General features: G+C 55.8%; 13 protein-coding genes and 1 tRNA gene. 6 read left to right on the top strand and 8 right to left on the bottom strand.

Features of this window, described 5'->3' with window-relative positions; all coding sequences use genetic code 11:
• Positions 1-62 precede the first annotated feature (62 nt).
• The 4 genes from PLU01S_RS03725 to desA form a co-directional block, all read right to left on the bottom strand.
• Complete coding sequence (locus tag PLU01S_RS03725; RefSeq protein WP_074822231.1) at positions 63-1,376, bottom strand: OprD family porin; 1,314 nt, start codon at positions 1,374-1,376, stop codon at positions 63-65.
• A 276-nt stretch (positions 1,377-1,652) separates the two neighbouring features.
• Positions 1,653-3,002, bottom strand: a complete 1,350-nt coding sequence (locus tag PLU01S_RS03720; protein ID WP_074822225.1) for an OprD family porin — start codon at positions 3,000-3,002, stop codon at positions 1,653-1,655.
• A gap of 205 nt (positions 3,003-3,207) precedes the next feature.
• Positions 3,208-4,179: a sensor domain-containing diguanylate cyclase gene (locus PLU01S_RS03715; RefSeq protein ID WP_074822222.1), complete on the bottom strand. Its 972-nt coding sequence runs from the start codon at positions 4,177-4,179 to the stop codon at positions 3,208-3,210.
• 109 nt (positions 4,180-4,288) lie between these two features.
• Positions 4,289-5,485, bottom strand: coding sequence for a delta-9 fatty acid desaturase DesA (gene desA / locus PLU01S_RS03710; RefSeq protein ID WP_074822220.1), 1,197 nt, complete (start codon positions 5,483-5,485; stop codon positions 4,289-4,291).
• A 237-nt stretch (positions 5,486-5,722) separates the two neighbouring features.
• Between desA and oscA the strand changes: the two genes are divergently transcribed.
• The 5 genes from oscA to PLU01S_RS03685 all read left to right on the top strand — a co-directional run bounded on the left by oscA (position 5,723) and on the right by PLU01S_RS03685 (position 9,722).
• Positions 5,723-5,905 carry a sulfur starvation response protein OscA gene (gene oscA / locus PLU01S_RS03705; protein WP_010795676.1) on the top strand — a complete coding sequence of 61 codons (183 nt, stop codon included), beginning with the start codon at positions 5,723-5,725 and terminating at the stop codon, positions 5,903-5,905.
• A 79-nt stretch (positions 5,906-5,984) separates the two neighbouring features.
• Positions 5,985-6,983 carry a sulfate ABC transporter substrate-binding protein gene (locus tag PLU01S_RS03700; RefSeq protein ID WP_074822217.1) on the top strand — a complete coding sequence of 333 codons (999 nt, stop codon included), beginning with the start codon at positions 5,985-5,987 and terminating at the stop codon, positions 6,981-6,983.
• Between the two features lie 79 nt (positions 6,984-7,062).
• The gene (cysT, locus tag PLU01S_RS03695; protein WP_010795678.1) at positions 7,063-7,881 is read left to right on the top strand and encodes a sulfate ABC transporter permease subunit CysT; all 819 of its coding nucleotides are present in this window, start codon (positions 7,063-7,065) and stop codon (positions 7,879-7,881) included.
• Positions 7,882-7,890: 9 nt separating this feature from the next.
• Positions 7,891-8,754: a sulfate ABC transporter permease subunit CysW gene (cysW, locus tag PLU01S_RS03690; protein ID WP_074822215.1), complete on the top strand. Its 864-nt coding sequence runs from the start codon at positions 7,891-7,893 to the stop codon at positions 8,752-8,754.
• Positions 8,754-9,722, top strand: coding sequence for a sulfate/molybdate ABC transporter ATP-binding protein (locus PLU01S_RS03685; RefSeq protein ID WP_074822213.1), 969 nt, complete (start codon positions 8,754-8,756; stop codon positions 9,720-9,722). Before cysW ends, PLU01S_RS03685 begins: the two co-directional genes overlap by 1 nt.
• A gap of 55 nt (positions 9,723-9,777) precedes the next feature.
• Here the strand turns inward: PLU01S_RS03685 and PLU01S_RS03680 are convergent, their stop codons facing one another.
• From PLU01S_RS03680 to gabD, 3 genes are all read right to left on the bottom strand, one after another.
• Positions 9,778-10,878 carry an SMP-30/gluconolactonase/LRE family protein gene (locus PLU01S_RS03680; RefSeq protein ID WP_074822211.1) on the bottom strand — a complete coding sequence of 367 codons (1,101 nt, stop codon included), beginning with the start codon at positions 10,876-10,878 and terminating at the stop codon, positions 9,778-9,780.
• 295 nt (positions 10,879-11,173) lie between these two features.
• Complete coding sequence (gene gabT, locus PLU01S_RS03675; RefSeq protein ID WP_074822208.1) at positions 11,174-12,454, bottom strand: 4-aminobutyrate--2-oxoglutarate transaminase; 1,281 nt, start codon at positions 12,452-12,454, stop codon at positions 11,174-11,176.
• Between the two features lie 251 nt (positions 12,455-12,705).
• The gene (gabD, locus tag PLU01S_RS03670) at positions 12,706-14,154 is read right to left on the bottom strand and encodes an NADP-dependent succinate-semialdehyde dehydrogenase (RefSeq protein WP_074822205.1); all 1,449 of its coding nucleotides are present in this window, start codon (positions 14,152-14,154) and stop codon (positions 12,706-12,708) included.
• Between the two features lie 450 nt (positions 14,155-14,604).
• Between gabD and PLU01S_RS03665 the strand changes: the two genes are divergently transcribed.
• Positions 14,605-14,681 (top strand) — tRNA-Arg (locus PLU01S_RS03665).
• Between the two features lie 71 nt (positions 14,682-14,752).
• Here the strand turns inward: PLU01S_RS03665 and PLU01S_RS03660 are convergent.
• On the bottom strand, positions 14,753-15,961 hold the full coding sequence (locus PLU01S_RS03660) for an ROK family transcriptional regulator (RefSeq protein WP_074822203.1): 1,209 nt from the start codon (positions 15,959-15,961) through the stop codon (positions 14,753-14,755).
• Positions 15,962-16,111 lie beyond the last annotated feature (150 nt).

Genomic DNA, 16,111 nt, shown 5'->3' with positions numbered 1-16,111 from the left:
CTTTTCTGCCAGGTCCAAGCTTGATAAGGCTTGCCCTGTAGCGACAAGCCCCTCCAACCTCATCAGAGCAGTGGAATGGAGTAGTTGATAATAACGCGCGTTTCATCCTGATCACGCTGCCCGGGAAAGCCCGGCCGGTACATGGCATTTCTCACCGTAAGACCCGCACCCTTCAAGACTCCTCTGGGCACCGTATACGACACGGTAAAATCACGCTCCCATTCGCTTCTGTCACCTGTTTGATAACAGGCATTATCACCATGCCAGTAAGCAACACCGGCATTGAGCCCTTGTACACCTACGTTTCCAAAGTCGTACGCGTAACGGACATGCCAGGTATCCTCACCCGCATGGATAAACTTGCCTATCTGGGCATTGGTGATGGTGTACAGGGTCTTGCCATTACCTTGCTCAAGGTAGGGGAAGTCACTGTTACCTTCCGAGCCCTGATACCCTACACCCAGCGTATGCCCCGCTAGGCTATAGCTGAACATGGCACTGTACAGGCGGTTGTCGACCTTGCCTTTCACCGCACTCCCGCCATCGTAATACCCGTTGGCGTAGTACGCAGGCTCATGCCCATTGGCACCATCGCTACGGCTGTCGAAATACCGTAGATCCGTTTTCAACACACCAGAGCCTAACGGCTGACTATGTAGCGCGCCTAGGAAGTGCTGTTTGTAGAAGTCTTCCAAGCTGCCATAGTAATACTGGAGCGTCAGTTTTTTGGTGAGCTGGTAATCAGCCCCCGCATAGCGAAACTGGTTGCTGTCCGTCTTGGATCCGGCAATGGAAATCGACTCATAGTTGCTGGAGTTACGGTCTTTGACATGTTCGATCTGGCCTGCAATCAATGTGAGGTTATCGAACTCTTTCGAGGTGACCTGCCCGCCCTCGTAGGTTTGCGGCAACAGGCGCCCATCGTTGTAGTTGACCACAGGGAGCTTGGGCATCAGCGTGCCATAGCGCAGCTCAGTCCTGGAAACGCGAACCTTGGCAGTCAATCCCAGGCTACTGAAATCATCCGTGGAAGCGCCATCGCTTTCGCGGGGAAACATGGTTCCTGGCTGGCGGCTGCCTTTGCCGATATGACTGCCAGAGTCCAGTTTCAGACCCAACATACCTATCGCGTCTACTCCAAAACCTACCGGCCCCTGTGTGAACCCGGACTGATAGTTGAGTATGAACGCCTGTCCCCACTCCTCGACCTTGGAAGGGTCCGTTGCCTTGCCGCCGCTTCGGTAGTCGGAGTTGATGTAGAAGTTACGCATGGACAGCGTAGCCTTGCTGTCTTCGATAAAACCGCCTGCTTGTGCGGCCGTATGCAAGGAAAGCAGCCCGATGGCAGTCGCCAGGGCAAAAGGGGAGGTATTCAAGGTGTGCTCCAACGCAATAACGACTTCTTGCAGCGCCGGAGCGCTACAACGCTTGGGGCAAGAGGCTATTATTCGGCGGGCTGTTGTGCCTCCTGCAAGAGGCGGCAAAACTAAAGTCAAACGTTTAAAGCGTCCACCCTTCAATGCACTCTTTTGGGACAAAACACTTTTAGCCAGGTAGCGCTTTTTATGCCGCTCACCTGTCGATACAGTACCCGCCATGAGCACGCAAAAAAAAGCCCGCCATAAAGGCGGGCTTTTTTCCGAACCGCTCTATTAGAGCAGCGGCAACGAGTAGCTGACGATCAGACGGTTTTCGTCCTGGTCGCGCTGGCCAGGGAACTCAGAGCGATACATGGCATTTTTCCAGGTAAGACCCAAGCCCTTGAATGCCCCTTGGGGAATAACATAAGCAACGGAGATATCACGCTCCCACTCGCTCTTGTCACCCGTAGAGTGTCTGGCATTATCAGCGTTCAAGTAGGTAACACCAGCAGTCAAACCAGGTACGCCAACAGTTGCAAAGTCATAGGCGTAGCGAACCTGCCAAGTGTCTTCACCCGCGCGGGTAAACTTGGCAATCTGGGCATCACTGTTGATATAAGCAGTAGAGCCTTCGCCCGTGTTGATAAAGGGGAAATCGCTATCGCCATTGGTGATCTGGTAGCCAGCAGCTACTGTGTGACCGGAAATGGTGTATGCAAACAATGCGCTATAGAGTTGGTTATCTACTTTGCCGCGGGTACGGCCGCTGCCGTAGTAGCCAGTAGAGCCGTAAAGAGCTGTTTGTGTATCAGCATCTTTATTGTTGCCGTTACCTTTGCTGTTGAAGTAGCGCAGGTCAGTCTTGAAGGTACCATCACCTAGCTTAACGCTGTGGCCCAGACCTAGGAAGTGCTGGTTGTAGAAATCTTCCAGCTGACCAAAATAGTATTGCAGCGTCAGGTCTTTGGTAACAGCGTAATCAGCACCTGCGAAACGGAACTGATTGGAATCGCGAGCGGTACCGCCACTGTTGGAACCAGCAATCGAAAACTCTTCATTGCTGCTGGAGCCACGAGTCTTGGTATGTTCAAGCTGACCAGCAATGAACGTTACGCCATCAATTTCCTTGGACGTAATTTGACCACCCTGGAAGGTTTGCGGCAGCAAGCGACCATCGTTAATAGTTACAACCGGAAGCTTTGGAGAAAGCGTGCCATAACGCAGTTCAGTCTTGGAAAACTTAGCTTTGGCAGTCAGGCCCAAGCTGCTAAATTCATTTTCATAGCTACCGTCTGTATCCAGTGGGAAGCTACCGCTAGCACTGGGCTGACGCTCTGCCGTGGACTTACCGACACGACCGCCGCCATCCAGGCGCAAACCCAACATACCAACAGCATCGACACCAAAACCAACGGTGCCTTCAGTAAAGCCGGATTGATAGTTAAGCATGAAACCCTGGCCCCACTCTTCCACCTTGGAAGGATTATTGGCGCCATTGCGGTTATCTGTGTTGATATAAAAGTTCCGCATCGAAAGCGTTGCCTTGCTGTCTTCTACGAACCCAGCAGCTTGAGCGGAGGAAAAGGCATACAGAGACAAGCAAGCGCTGGCGACAGCCAGAGCCAAAGGCTTCTTACCCATGAAAATAGATGCTCCAAACTATTTTTGTGTTGCTACTGAACTTATCGGTCGATAAGTTCAGAACTTAAGCGTAGACCACTAGCAACACCGTTTTAACGCTATTTGAAATAAGGTTTCCCCGTCTTATTTCATGTAGCTATTAAAACCGTCATTAGTGACCGGTTCCTTTGCAGGGGAGCAAACTAAATGTAAAAAGGGTTTTCGTCTAGCCCTGGACGATCTGATCTTTACCCTGCCGCTTGGCCTTGTACATGGCCTCGTCAGCACGAGCGTAGAGGGCATCGAGCCCTTTGTCGTCTTCCTTGAGAACGGCCAATCCCTGACTGATCGTAACCCGCAGGGGGCCTTGGGGAGTGGGCACCATCAACTGGCGTACTGCTCGTTGCAAGCGTACCCCGATTTGCTCCGCCAGCTCTCGATCACAGCCCGGCAGCAGCAGCGCAAACTCTTCTCCACCGATGCGGCCAAACAGATCGCCCCGGCGGATCATTTGGGCTCCACATTCAGCCACACGCTGAAGCACCAGATCGCCCATCTGGTGACCGAAGCGGTCGTTGATTTTCTTGAAGTCGTCGATATCGAAAAGCAGAAAAGCCAGCGGCTCAGCGGTCGTTTTAGCCAACTCAAAGGCACGCTGTGCGCTTTCGAAGAAGTGACGCCGGTTACTGCTGCGCGTAAGCACGTCAGTTGTCGCCAGGCGCTGGAGTTCTTCCTCCATGCGCTTTTTCTCGGTGATGTCTTCGGCGATACCGACGACCAGCAGCGGCATACCGGCTTCGCTGCGCTGGCTGACGAAGCACTTGTCGCTTAGCCAGCGAATTTCTCCGTCCCCTCGAATAATGCGGTATTCACGGGATTCCATGGCGCCCTGCTGAAGCACTTGGTTAAGCGTTTCCTGAACATATTCGACGTCATCGGGGTAGACGTTATTTATCCAGACGTCGTAGCTGGTCATGGCCAGGGCGATCGGCCGACCAAATACCTGCTCATAGGCAGGGCTTACATAGATGACTTCACTAGTCTGCCAGTTGAGTGCCCACAGAACCGAATTAACGCTTTCCAGCAGAGCGCTAAAGAGTCTTTCACGTTCCCGCAGACGCTCAGCCTCAGCACGCGAATGCAGTAACGCGAGCATTGTTTCATCCGCAGAAAGCGGACCTAGCAGCTGTTCGTCCATAATGTCGCCGTTATATCAATCCAGCAGCATAAGAACATCATTCGGGTTTCCAGTTCCGCTGCCGAAAAGACAAAAGCCCGCCATTTGGCGGGCTTTTGTTCAAGTTTATTTAAGAAAGCGCTGAAGCCGTTGCTGGTCGCAGTGAGTACGTCTTCAAATGCTCTGCAAATTCCTTCAAGGATTGGATGCCACTTGTCTCCGCCTCGACAATCCACTCCTTCATGGCCGCTAGCATGTCATGTCCGTTGGCACTGGTCTTGACCCAGATATGCTGTAATGCCAAACGTTTCTCATAGATCAGTTTGAGCGACTGACTTTGCTCAAGCAGTGATTGAATTGTAGCGTGTTGGCGCTCTTTGAGCAGACTGGTTTCACGGGACAGCAAGCGCTTTGCGCTGCGGATCAGCGGCCGCTTGGCTGGATCGGCCGTGCGCCACTCCTGCTTGACCAGGGGAGCGATGACCTGCTTTCGGTACTGCGCCATGATCTGGAAGCGATTGTTGAGAATTGCCATGGCCGTATCCATATCGAGCAGCCCTTTCCCCTCCACGCGATGCGCGATGGGTGCCACGCGATTGACCTTTGCCAGCTTGAGCCAGGAAAAGAGCTTGATCCAGGCCCAGCCCATGTCGAACTCCCACTTCTTGACCGACAGCTTGGCCGAGTTCGGATAGGTATGGTGGTTGTTGTGCAGCTCTTCGCCACCAATGATGATGCCCCAAGGGATCAGGTTGGTAGCCGCATCGCGGCACTCGAAATTGCGATAGCCTACGGCATGCCCCAAACCATTGACCACACCGGCTGCCCAGAAAGGAATCCAGGCCATCTGGATGGCCCAGACGCTTAGTCCGAGCGTACCGAACAGGGCGATGTCAATAAGGAACATGAGCAGGATGCCGCCGTTGGGATAACGGCTGTATACGTTACGCTCGAGCCAGTCGTCCGGGCAGTTCTTGCCATAAATGCGCAAGGTTTCTTCGTTCTTGGCTTCCTCTTTATAGAGTTCGGCGCCTTTACGAACGACTGTACTGAGTCCCTTGAAAACCGGGCTGTGAGGATCGTCTTCGGTTTCGCATTTGGCGTGGTGCTTACGATGAATGGCAGTCCATTCACGAGTATTCATGGCTGTGGTCAACCACAACCAGAAACGGAAAAAGTGCTTGAGCGCGGGATGAAGATCCAGCGAGCGATGAGCGGAATAACGGTGCAGATACACCGTGACGCTTACGATGGTGATGTGCGTGAGCACCAGCGTAACCGCAATCAGTTGCCACACCGAAAGATCGAGCAAGCCGTTGTACCACATAGTGCTGGCATTACCTCAGAGGGGGTAAGAATGAATACGCTCAGTGAACAGGCGTTCGCCCATTATTACTGAGTATTTACAGATGTCCACTCATGCTTTTGCTACGAATGATGTCACCGTTCGGCTTCTTAAAGCTATAAAGAATAAGAAAATCACTAAACAGTATTTTAAGAAATAAAGCGTTTCCATCACTATGCGCTCACGCCGTTAATACGACATGACGATCAGGAAGACTCCATGAGCGCAACGCCCTTTCGTAGTCTGGATAACCACAACGACACCATTCTTCACGATATTCAAAACGCTCTGCAGGGCCTGCGCTTCGGCTCGGTCGAGATCACCGTGCATAACGGGCAGGTCGTGCAGATTGAACGCAAGGAAAAGTTTCGCCCACAGCTACCTTCCAATAATAAGGCTTGAACGTCTATGCGACGTTCGTGCCATGCCACCGTCTATCCTAGTAGCCAACTCTAAATAAAAAGTCACAAGGAGCCGTTTCATGTCCATCCGCCGTTTCGCTTTGGCCGCGCTGGCCAGCGTATTGATTGCAGGGCCGGCCGCAGCCGCAACGGAACTGTTGAATGTGTCTTACGATCCGACACGTGAGCTGTACCAGGAGTACAACGCGGCGTTTGCCAAGCACTGGAAAAGCGAAACGGGTGAAGCCGTTACCGTCAAAAGTTCGCATGGCGGTTCAGGCAAACAGGGGCGCTCGGTGATCGATGGGCTACGGGCGGATGTAGTCACGCTGGCTCTTGCAGGCGATATTGACCAGATCAGCAGCATCGGCAAGCTGCTGCCAGATAATTGGCAGACTCGTCTTCCCGATAACAGCACGCCCTATACTTCGACCATTGTTTTCTTGGTGCGCAAGGGTAACCCGAAAGGTATTCATGACTGGGCCGACCTGACCAAAGAAGGTGTAGAAGTCATTACACCCAATCCGAAAACGTCTGGCGGGGCTCGGTGGAATTTTTTGGCAGCCTGGGCCTGGGCCAAGAAACAGTACGGCACTGACGAGAAGGCACAGGCTTATGTGCAAGACCTCTATAAGCATGTCCCTGTACTGGATACCGGGGCGCGCGGCTCGACCATTACTTTCGTGAACAACCAGTTGGGCGACGTGCTCATCGCTTGGGAGAACGAGGCCTTTCTGGCCAAGAAGGAACAAGGCGGCGATCAGTTCGAGATCCTCGTGCCGTCACTGTCCATTCTGGCTGAGCCGCCGGTAGCGGTGGTGGACAAGGTGGTCGATCGCAAGGGGACACGCAAAGTTGCCGAGGCCTACCTGCAGTACCTGTACAGTGAAGAGGGCCAGCGTATTGCCGCGAAGAACTTTTACCGTCCGCGTAACGAGAAGGTGGCTGCCGAGTTTGCCCAGCAGTTTCCGAAGCTTGAACTAGTAACCATCGATGACGCCTTTGGCGGCTGGAAATCGGCGCAGCCCAAATTTTTCAATGATGGCGGGGTTTTCGACCAGATCTACCAAGGCCACTGATGCCCGGATGAGCTCCACAGAATGGTCCCGGCTAACCGGGGCCTTTTGCCAGGTCTGCGGGCCTGACTAAGGACACACTATGTCGCGTCGTACTTCCCCGGTCATACCCGGCTTCGGATTGACCCTGGGCTACACCATTGTCTACCTCAGCCTGCTTGTGCTGATTCCGCTCGGGGCCATGTTTGTCCATGCCGCCCAGCTTACGTGGGACCAGTTCTGGGCCATTATTACCGCACCGCGCGTCCTGGCCGCCTTACGCCTGAGCTTTGGCACTGCGTTTGCGTCAGCTGTTATCAACAGTGTTATCGGGATACTGCTGGCCTGGGTACTGGTCCGCTACACCTTTCCCGGACGCAAGATCATCGATGCCATGATCGACCTGCCCTTTGCGTTGCCAACGGCCGTTGCCGGCATTGCCTTAACGGCGCTGTATGCTCCGGCCGGACTTATTGGCAGCCTGCTCCAACCGCTGGGCATCAAGATTGCGTTCACCCCGCTGGGTATCACCCTGGCGCTGGTGTTCGTCACGCTGCCGTTCGTAGTCCGTACCGTGCAGCCTGTGCTGGCGGACATTCCCAAGGAAATTGAAGAAGCGGCAGCCTGCCTCGGCGCCAAGCCGTTGCAGGTGTTTCGTCATGTTCTGTTACCGGCGATTCTTCCAGCGTGGCTGACCGGCTTCGCCCTGGCCTTCGCCCGCGGGGTGGGTGAGTACGGCTCGGTTATCTTCATTGCCGGCAATATGCCGATGAAGACTGAAATCCTGCCCCTGCTGATCATGGTCAAGCTCGATCAATACGACTATACCGGCGCCACGGCCATTGGCGTGATGATGCTGGTGGTGTCGTTCATCCTGCTGTTGGGCATCAACCTGCTGCAGCGCCGCATCGAGCATCCTTGAGGGAACACCATGAATACATCAAATCCATCCTCCCTCAGTGCCGCTCGGCGTGGCAGCCCCTGGGGGCGACGTATCCTGATCACAGCTACCTGGATCGTATTTACACTGTTCCTGTTGCTGCCCTTGTATATCGTCCTGTCGGAAGCTCTGAAAGAGGGGTTCGGCACGTTCTTTAGTGCCATCATCGAGCCGGATGCCTTGTCGGCTCTGAAACTGACGCTCATTGCGACCGGTATATCGCTACCACTGAACGTGGTATTTGGCGTGGCGGCGGCCTGGTGCGTGAGCAAGTACGAATTTCGTGGCAAGAGCATCCTGGTTACGTTGATCGATCTGCCCTTCTCTGTTTCGCCGGTCATCGCCGGTCTGGTGTATGTGCTGCTCTTCGGCGCGCAAGGACTGCTGGGTCCGTGGCTGCAGGATCACGATATTCAGATTATCTTTGCCGTACCTGGCATCGTGCTGGCGACCCTGTTTGTGACCTTTCCTTTCGTGGCCCGCGAACTGATCCCGTTGATGCAGGAGCAAGGCACGCAGGAAGAGGAAGCCGCGCGGCTGCTGGGTGCCAACGGCTGGCAGATGTTCTGGCATGTCACCCTGCCCAACATCAAATGGGGCCTGATCTATGGCGTGGTGCTGTGTAACGCACGTGCCATGGGTGAGTTTGGTGCGGTATCGGTCGTATCCGGCCATATCCGTGGCGTAACCAACACCCTGCCGTTGCATGTCGAGATCCTTTATAACGAATATAACCATGTGGCCGCGTTCAGCGTGGCCTCGCTGCTGCTGGCCCTGGCCCTGCTGACCCTGCTGCTCAAGCAGTGGAGCGAAAGCCGCCTCGCCAACCAGAACAGCACTCAGGAGACGCATTGATGAGCATCGAAATCCGTAACGTCAGCAAGCGCTTCGGTGCTTTCCAGGCCTTGAATGACATCAACCTTGATATCCAGAGCGGTGAACTGGTCGCCCTGCTCGGCCCTTCCGGCTGCGGCAAGACCACCCTGCTGCGGATCATCGCCGGCCTGGAAACACCGGACAACGGCAATATTGTCTTTCATGGCGAAGACGTCTCCGACCGTGACGTGCGGGATCGGAACGTAGGCTTTGTCTTCCAGCATTACGCCCTGTTCCGCCACATGACCGTGTTCGACAACGTGGCGTTTGGCCTGCGCATGAAGCCCAAGCGCGAACGGCCCAGCGAGAAGGTGATTGCCGAAAAGGTCCACGAACTTCTAAACATGGTTCAGTTGGACTGGCTGGCCGACCGCTACCCTGAGCAGCTGTCCGGCGGCCAACGTCAGCGGATCGCCCTGGCGCGTGCGCTGGCGGTAGAGCCGAAGATTCTGCTGCTCGACGAGCCCTTCGGCGCGCTGGACGCCAAGGTACGCAAAGAGCTGCGCCGCTGGCTGGCTCGTCTGCATGAAGAAATCAACCTGACTTCCGTTTTCGTTACCCACGACCAGGAAGAAGCCATGGAGGTAGCAGATCGTATCGTGGTCATGAACAAGGGCGTGATTCAGCAGATCGGCTCGCCGGGCGAGGTGTATGAGCAACCTGCCAGCGATTTCGTCTATCACTTCCTGGGCGACTCGAACCGCCTGCAGGTCAATGGCTCGGAGATCATGTTCCGCCCCCACGAAGTCTCCATCAGCCGGGAGGCACTTACAGGGCATCAGCCTGCCGAGGTACGTGATGTTCGCCCGCTGGGTGCGACCACACGGGTGACGCTACGCGTGAATGGTCAGGATGAGCTGATTGAGGCAGAGGTCATCAAGGATCACGACAGCCTCATTGGCTTGCACAGAGGTGATGCTTTGTATTTCCGCCCCACCGTCAGCTGATCCTTATTATGAAAGCAGTCAGCCGTTGCCCAGCTGGCTGCTTTTTTATTGCCTGCTATAAATAGATCGCACCGCGCGTATTCACATACAGCGAATAGAGCGAGTGGCTGCTCGCCATGAAGAGGCGGTTACCGTTCAAACCACCGAAGCATAGATTCGGGCAGCGCTCCGGCAAACGGATATGACCGATCGCCTTGCCGGCCGGATTGAAGACCATCACGCCGTCCAGCTCCTCCGGCTTAGCCTCCGGGACACCTGGGCTTCCCCAGCCACACCAGAGATTACCGTCTTCGTCACACTTGATACCGTCCAGTGCCCCGTAATTTACACCTTCAATATGCTTGCGCCGCTCACCTAACGTACCGTCATCGTTGACCACATACGCCCAGACCAGACGGTTCGGCTTGGCACGCCCCTCGACCACATACAGGGTCTTTTCATCTGGCGAGAAGCACAGGCCATTGGGTCCTGCCAGATTATCGATCACCCGCGTGACCGCTCCCGTCTTGCCATCGATGCGGTAAACCCCATGCGGCAGCTCGGTCTGGACCTTATGCCCTTCATAGTTACTGTCGGCCTGGAACGGTGGATCGGTAAACCAGATGGAGTCGTCACGCTTCACAGCAATATCGTTCGGCGAGTTGAAGCGCTTGCCTTCGAACTGATCCGCCAGAACAGTGATGCGACCGTCGTATTCCATCCGCGTGATGCGGCGGCCTTCAGTGGTGGTAGTTGATCCTTCGCAGATCAACAGGCGACCCTGACGATCCCGGCACAAGCCATTGGAATAATTGGAAGAATCACGGAAAACGCTCAGGCTACCGGTAACCTCGTCCCACCGCATGATGCGGTTATTGGGAATATCACTAACCAGCAGATACCGACCGTCACCAAACCAGACCGGCCCTTCGAGCCAGCGCATGCCGGTGCCGAGCTTTTCAATGCTCGCGTTGAAAATACGGTATTTGAGAAAGCTTTCATCCAGTACCTGGACCAGCGGATCCGGGTAACGCTCACTGAGCGGTTCGGGGCTTGCGGCTTCTGCAAGACCGAAGCGGCCCAAGGTTACAGATGCAGCCGAAAGGACGAGCGATGTTTTGAGAAAGCGCCTACGGGTATCGTCAGCCGTAGCGCCATGCTGCTGTTGATCAGCCATGGGGGCATAACTCCTTGTTCTTATTATGGATAGCCTGCCGAAACGTGGCGACGGGCCTGTCATCCTCCCGACAGCAACGCACACACTGGCCGCTCGTGCTGCATACAGCACAGGAGCATTCGAAGAGGAAAGACAGACTCTAGACAAGTCATCGTATGACTTGCAAGGAAAAGGCTGAAGAGCGCCTTACAAAGCGGCTTAAAGGCTCTAAATCAGCGCCTTAAATCGTCAGACAACCTTTTTTTCAGACAATAAAAAACCGCCGCGAAAGCGGCGGTTCTTGTCATGCAGCAGATCAGGCCAGTTCGTCGAAGCACTCGCCGATAATGCTGATACCACGCTGCAGGTCTTCATCGCTGACAGTCAGCGGAACCAGGATGCGCAGTACGTTCCCGTAGGTGCCGCAGCTGAGCATGATCAGGTTCTTTTCACGGGCACGTACCACAATCTGGCTGGCCAGTGCACCGTTGGGCTTGTGGACGTCACCGTCTTCACCCAGCTCGACCGCAATCATGGCACCCAGGCCACGCACATCGACAATTGCCTTGTGCTTGGCAGCAATGGCCTTGAGGCCTGCCGTCAGCTGCTCGCCCACAGCCTTGGAACGGTCCAGCAGTTTTTCTTCCTCAAACGCATCGATGACAGCCAATGCCGCCGCACACGCCAGCGGGTTACCGGCATAAGTGCCGCCCAGGCCGCCAGCGCCCACGGAATCCATCACAGTCGCGCGGCCCGTAACGCCCGATAGCGGAAAGCCACCCGCGATAGACTTGGCAAAGGTAACCAGATCAGCATCAACGCCCATCTGCTCCATCGCGAAGAAAGTACCGGTACGGCCAGCGCCCGACTGAACCTCATCGGCAATCAGCAGAATGCCATGGTCGTCGCACAGCTTGCGCAGGCGAACCATGAATTCTTTCGGCGCCGCATAGAAACCGCCTTCGCCCTGCACCGGCTCAAGGATAATCGCCGCGATATCACCCGGCTGTGCGTCGTTCTTGAACACACGCTCTACGCTCGCAATGGCATCGTCCACGGTGATGCCATGCAGCTCACAAGGGTACAGGGCACGGAATACACCGCCCGGCATCAGCCCCATGCCAGCCGAGTAAGGAGCGACCTTGCCGGTAAGCGACAGAGTCATCATGGTACGGCCGTGATAGGCGCTGGTAAACGCGATGACACCAGCGCGCTGAGTGGCTGCACGGGCGATCTTCACCGCATTTTCAACAGCTTCAGAACCTGAGTTGAACAGTGCGGTCTTTTTGGGGAAGTTGCCCGGCACCAGCTGGTTGAGCTTTTCGCAAAGGGCGACATAGGGCTCGTACGCCAGTACCTGGAAGCAGGTATGGGACACCTTCTTCAGCTGCTCCTGTACGGCCGCTACAACTTTGGGATGCAGGTGGCCGGTATTCAGCACAGCGATACCGCCAGCAAAATCCAGGTATTCGTTGCCTTCGACGTCCCACACCTTGGCATTCTCGGCGCGGTCGACAAAGATCGGGTGAGTCTGCCCAACGCCACGGGGTACAGCGGCGTTACGGCGATGCATCAGGGAAGCGTTTGTATCAGTCATGGTGTCCTCTTGAGCTGCTCATCGTCAGCCAGATAGGGAGTAAAAGCGAGCACCGGTCGCAGGGCAGCATACGATGATCGACTGCCAACAACGCCAGCCACTCGCCGGAGGTAGTGCGTTACTAACCGCTCGCTCAAGGCGATGACACCCTGAGCGAGGGAACCACAAGACGGCTACCGGAAAACGGGTCTGGCCTTGGGCCAACCGGGGTCCGATAGCCATCAACGTCTTTTAACCAGACGCCGTGGCGATCAAACACCCAGGCAGAGGTATTTGATTTCCAGATAGTCTTCCATACCGTACTTGGAGCCTTCACGACCCAGGCCGGACGACTTCACGCCACCGAACGGTGCCACTTCAGTAGAGATCAGGCCGGTGTTGATACCTACCATGCCAGACTCCAGCGCCTCAGCCACACGGAAGACGCGGGACAGGTCGCGGGCATAGAAGTACGCGGCCAGACCGAACTCGGTATCGTTCGCACGGGCGATGGCTTCTTCTTCCGTCTTGAAGCGGAACAGCGGAGCCAGCGGGCCGAAGGTTTCTTCCTTGGAGACCTTGGCGTCTGCCGGTACGTTAATCATGATGGTTGGCTCAAAGTAGCTGCCGCCCAGCTGGTGAGCCTTGCCGCCTGTGATCACCTGAGCACCGTGGGACACGGCGTCCTCGATGTGCTCCTTGACCTTGGCAGCCGCCTTGTCGTCAATGAGCGGGCCAATCGCAACGCCCTCTTCCAGGCCATTACCCACTTTGAGCTTCTCGACCGCTGCCTTGAATTTCTCGGCAAACGCGTCGTACACGCCATCCTGTACATAAATACGGTTGACGCAGACACACGTCTGGCCGGCGTTGCGGTACTTGGAGATGAGGGCGCCCTGAACGGCGGCATCCAGATCGGCATCGTCAAATACAATGAACGGTGCGTTACCACCTAGCTCCAGAGACACCTTCTTAATGCCTGGGGAGCACTGCTCCATCAGCTTGGCTCCAATTTCGGTAGAGCCAGTGAAGGACAGCTTGCGAACAGTCGGGTTGCTGGTCAGCTCGGCGCCGATTTCGGACGCGCTGCCTGTGACCACGCTCAGCACCCCTTTCGGAATACCGGCACGCTCGGCCAGCTCGGCCATGGCCAGCGCGGTAAATGGCGTCTGGCTGGCAGGTTTGATGACCATGGTGCAACCGGCTGCCAGGGCAGGACCGGCCTTACGGGTAATCATGGCGGCCGGGAAGTTCCAGGGCGTGATCGCTGCTGTTACACCAATCGGCTGCTTGATAACGATAATGCGCTTGTCCGCCTGATGGCCGGGGATGGTATCGCCATAAACACGCTTGGCTTCTTCAGCGAACCACTCAATAAAGGATGCGGCATAAGTGATCTCGCCCTTGGCTTCGGCCAACGGCTTGCCCTGCTCCAGTGTCATCAGGCGACCCAGGTCGTCCTGGTTCTCGATCATCAGCTCAAACCAACGGCGCAGCTTCTGCGAACGCTCCTTGGCGGTCAGATTACGCCAGGCCGGCAGAGCACGCTCAGCTGCCTCGACGGCGCGCTTGGTTTCCGCGCGGCCCATCTTTGGTACTGTTCCCAGGGTTTCGCCCGTGGCCGGGTTACCCACGTTGATCGTCTGGCCGCCGTCGGCATCCACCCAGGCTCCATCAATGTAAGCCTGCTGTCGGAACAGTGAAGCATCTTTCAATTGCATGAAGGTCTCCTCGAGAGATTTCAGTGTCGACGGGGGCACTTTATTAAACCCCGCTGACGATATTCTGAATGGGAAAGGCAACAGCGCTTTCCGTTCAACTCTTTTATCGCGAATCGATAACCATCCCTCACCCTGAATTCAAAGGGTTATGAAGAAGCAATGATTGGCGGTATACAGCGGAACACGGCCCATCACCGGACGGGCCGATGGATGACACAGCGAACGTCTGCCAAAGCGAAGCGGCAAGCGTTCAAAATCTCAAACGCATGCTAGGCTTCCGCTAACATAAGCGCAATATGTGTTCGATAAAAACAACGCATGCTGCGTTATAGAAGAAATAAACCGTTAGAGAAGCTACGAAGCCAACCCGCTGATTTTGCTTGGAAACACGAACGCGAAACAGGGCATGGACGTCTCGCCTAGAGATGCGTATCATGTCGCCCTCGTAACGCATCCGTAGCTCAGCTGGATAGAGTACTGCCCTCCGAAGGCAGGGGTCGTGGGTTCGAATCCCGCCGGATGCGCCAGATACCTGTTTCGACATGCGCTGCATGTAGCGAAACACCAAAAGCCCGCCTTGTGCGGGCTTTTTTGTTTCTTATCCCCTTTCGGCTTTGAGCAGCGTTTCGTAATGTGGGCTGATTTCAGTCAGGATCACCAAGGCGGCAGCACCGAGGGCAACGGTGTCCGGGCCCGCAGCGCCGAGTTGGATACGGGGGTATTCACGGTCCGGGCGGCGGCTGACCGAGACGGGTAGCGGCGCTAGCCGGTTTACCAGTTGCTTGAGAATCGGCTCAGGTAGAAAACCGCTGATGAGGATGGTTTGCGGGTCCAGGAGGGATTCGAGGATGTTGATGGCTTGTCGCAGGGCAGGTACGGCCTCATTCAGCCAGACGTCGACGCCTTGCCTGAAGGCGGCAGTGTTGCAGTCCCAGGTGGCAATATCCTGATCGGCGGTTTGTCCCAGGTGTTCAAGCAGCGAGGCGATGGACACATACCGCTCCAGACAACCCATGTTTCCGCAGTAGCAAACCTTGCCGTCAGGAATGACGGACATGTGGCCGATCTCCCCGGCGTTATGCCAGTGCCCGGGATACAGGCGATTCTCCAGATACAGCCCTGCCCCCAGGCCGCTGCCAATGAACAGATGCACAAAGTTTTGCAGATCGCTGGCAACGCCGTGTAGCCGCTCGCCCATGGTGGCGGCGGTTGCGTCGTTTTCGATAAGCACGGGCAATTCCAGCGCCTCTTCAAGGCGCGAGGGAATGGCAGGGTCATCCCAGCCGGATAAGGCTGTTGGACCAACAGCAGTAATGCCTTCCACGTCGAACGGCCCGGGTAAGGCAATACCGACACCAATGAAGCGATGCGAGGGAAACTGTGCCCGGAAGCGGCCAACAGTTTCAGTGAGCAGGGGCAGCGCTTCGTCAAAGGTGGGGTAATCAACCGGCAGGCTGGCCTGCGCCTGACACTCTCCGAGTAGATCAAGCAGCACGGCAATGATGCGATGCTGCTCGACATGAAAGCCGATGGCATAGCCGCCCTGAGGGTTGATCGACAGGGGAACCGGGGGCTGGCCCCGGCCAACCTTTTCCGGCGCATGGGCGAGCAGCACGCCCTCCTCCTGCAGCTCCGTCACGATGTTCGAGACGGTTTGAGCGGTAAGGGAGGTCAGCCTTGTCAGGTCGGCACGGGTCAGCCGTCCACCCAGGCGGATGGCTTCCAGAATGACCCGACGATTATGCAGGCGGGCGTGTTCGGCATTGGTGCCGGTGGTCACGATGCGTTTGGTAGATGCCTTTCTCATGTTTACATCATCAGGAGCGTATATTAATTAAATCAAGTTGAATTAATATAAAGCCTATGGTCTTCTAAGGGCGGCTCGCTGTTTGGCATGTACTCACCTGACCAAAGCGATCCCTTCACTACAACAACAATGCCGAATCGGTAGAGCCGA

It is taken from the genome of Pseudomonas luteola NBRC 103146 (assembly GCF_002091675.1).
Lineage (GTDB): Bacteria > Pseudomonadota > Gammaproteobacteria > Pseudomonadales > Pseudomonadaceae > Chryseomonas > Chryseomonas luteola.
Note: the sequence above shows the minus strand (reverse complement) of the source record. Positions and strands in the feature narration are given on the sequence as shown.

Excerpts from the sequence above, each read along its gene's own strand:
- PLU01S_RS03720 (WP_074822225.1), bottom strand. The coding sequence starts at position 3,002 with ATGGGTAAGAAGCCTTTGGCTCTGGCTGTCGCCAGCGCTTGCTTGTCT.
- PLU01S_RS03715 (WP_074822222.1), bottom strand. The coding sequence starts at position 4,179 with ATGGACGAACAGCTGCTAGGTCCGCTTTCTGCGGATGAAACAATGCTC.
- desA (WP_074822220.1), bottom strand. The coding sequence starts at position 5,485 with ATGTGGTACAACGGCTTGCTCGATCTTTCGGTGTGGCAACTGATTGCG.
- oscA (WP_010795676.1), top strand. The coding sequence starts at position 5,723 with ATGAGCGCAACGCCCTTTCGTAGTCTGGATAACCACAACGACACCATT.
- PLU01S_RS03700 (WP_074822217.1), top strand. The coding sequence starts at position 5,985 with ATGTCCATCCGCCGTTTCGCTTTGGCCGCGCTGGCCAGCGTATTGATT.
- cysT (WP_010795678.1), top strand. The coding sequence starts at position 7,063 with ATGTCGCGTCGTACTTCCCCGGTCATACCCGGCTTCGGATTGACCCTG.
- cysW (WP_074822215.1), top strand. The coding sequence starts at position 7,891 with ATGAATACATCAAATCCATCCTCCCTCAGTGCCGCTCGGCGTGGCAGC.
- PLU01S_RS03685 (WP_074822213.1), top strand. The coding sequence starts at position 8,754 with ATGAGCATCGAAATCCGTAACGTCAGCAAGCGCTTCGGTGCTTTCCAG.
- PLU01S_RS03680 (WP_074822211.1), bottom strand. The coding sequence starts at position 10,878 with ATGGCTGATCAACAGCAGCATGGCGCTACGGCTGACGATACCCGTAGG.
- gabT (WP_074822208.1), bottom strand. The coding sequence starts at position 12,454 with ATGACTGATACAAACGCTTCCCTGATGCATCGCCGTAACGCCGCTGTA.
- gabD (WP_074822205.1), bottom strand. The coding sequence starts at position 14,154 with ATGCAATTGAAAGATGCTTCACTGTTCCGACAGCAGGCTTACATTGAT.
- PLU01S_RS03660 (WP_074822203.1), bottom strand. The coding sequence starts at position 15,961 with ATGAGAAAGGCATCTACCAAACGCATCGTGACCACCGGCACCAATGCC.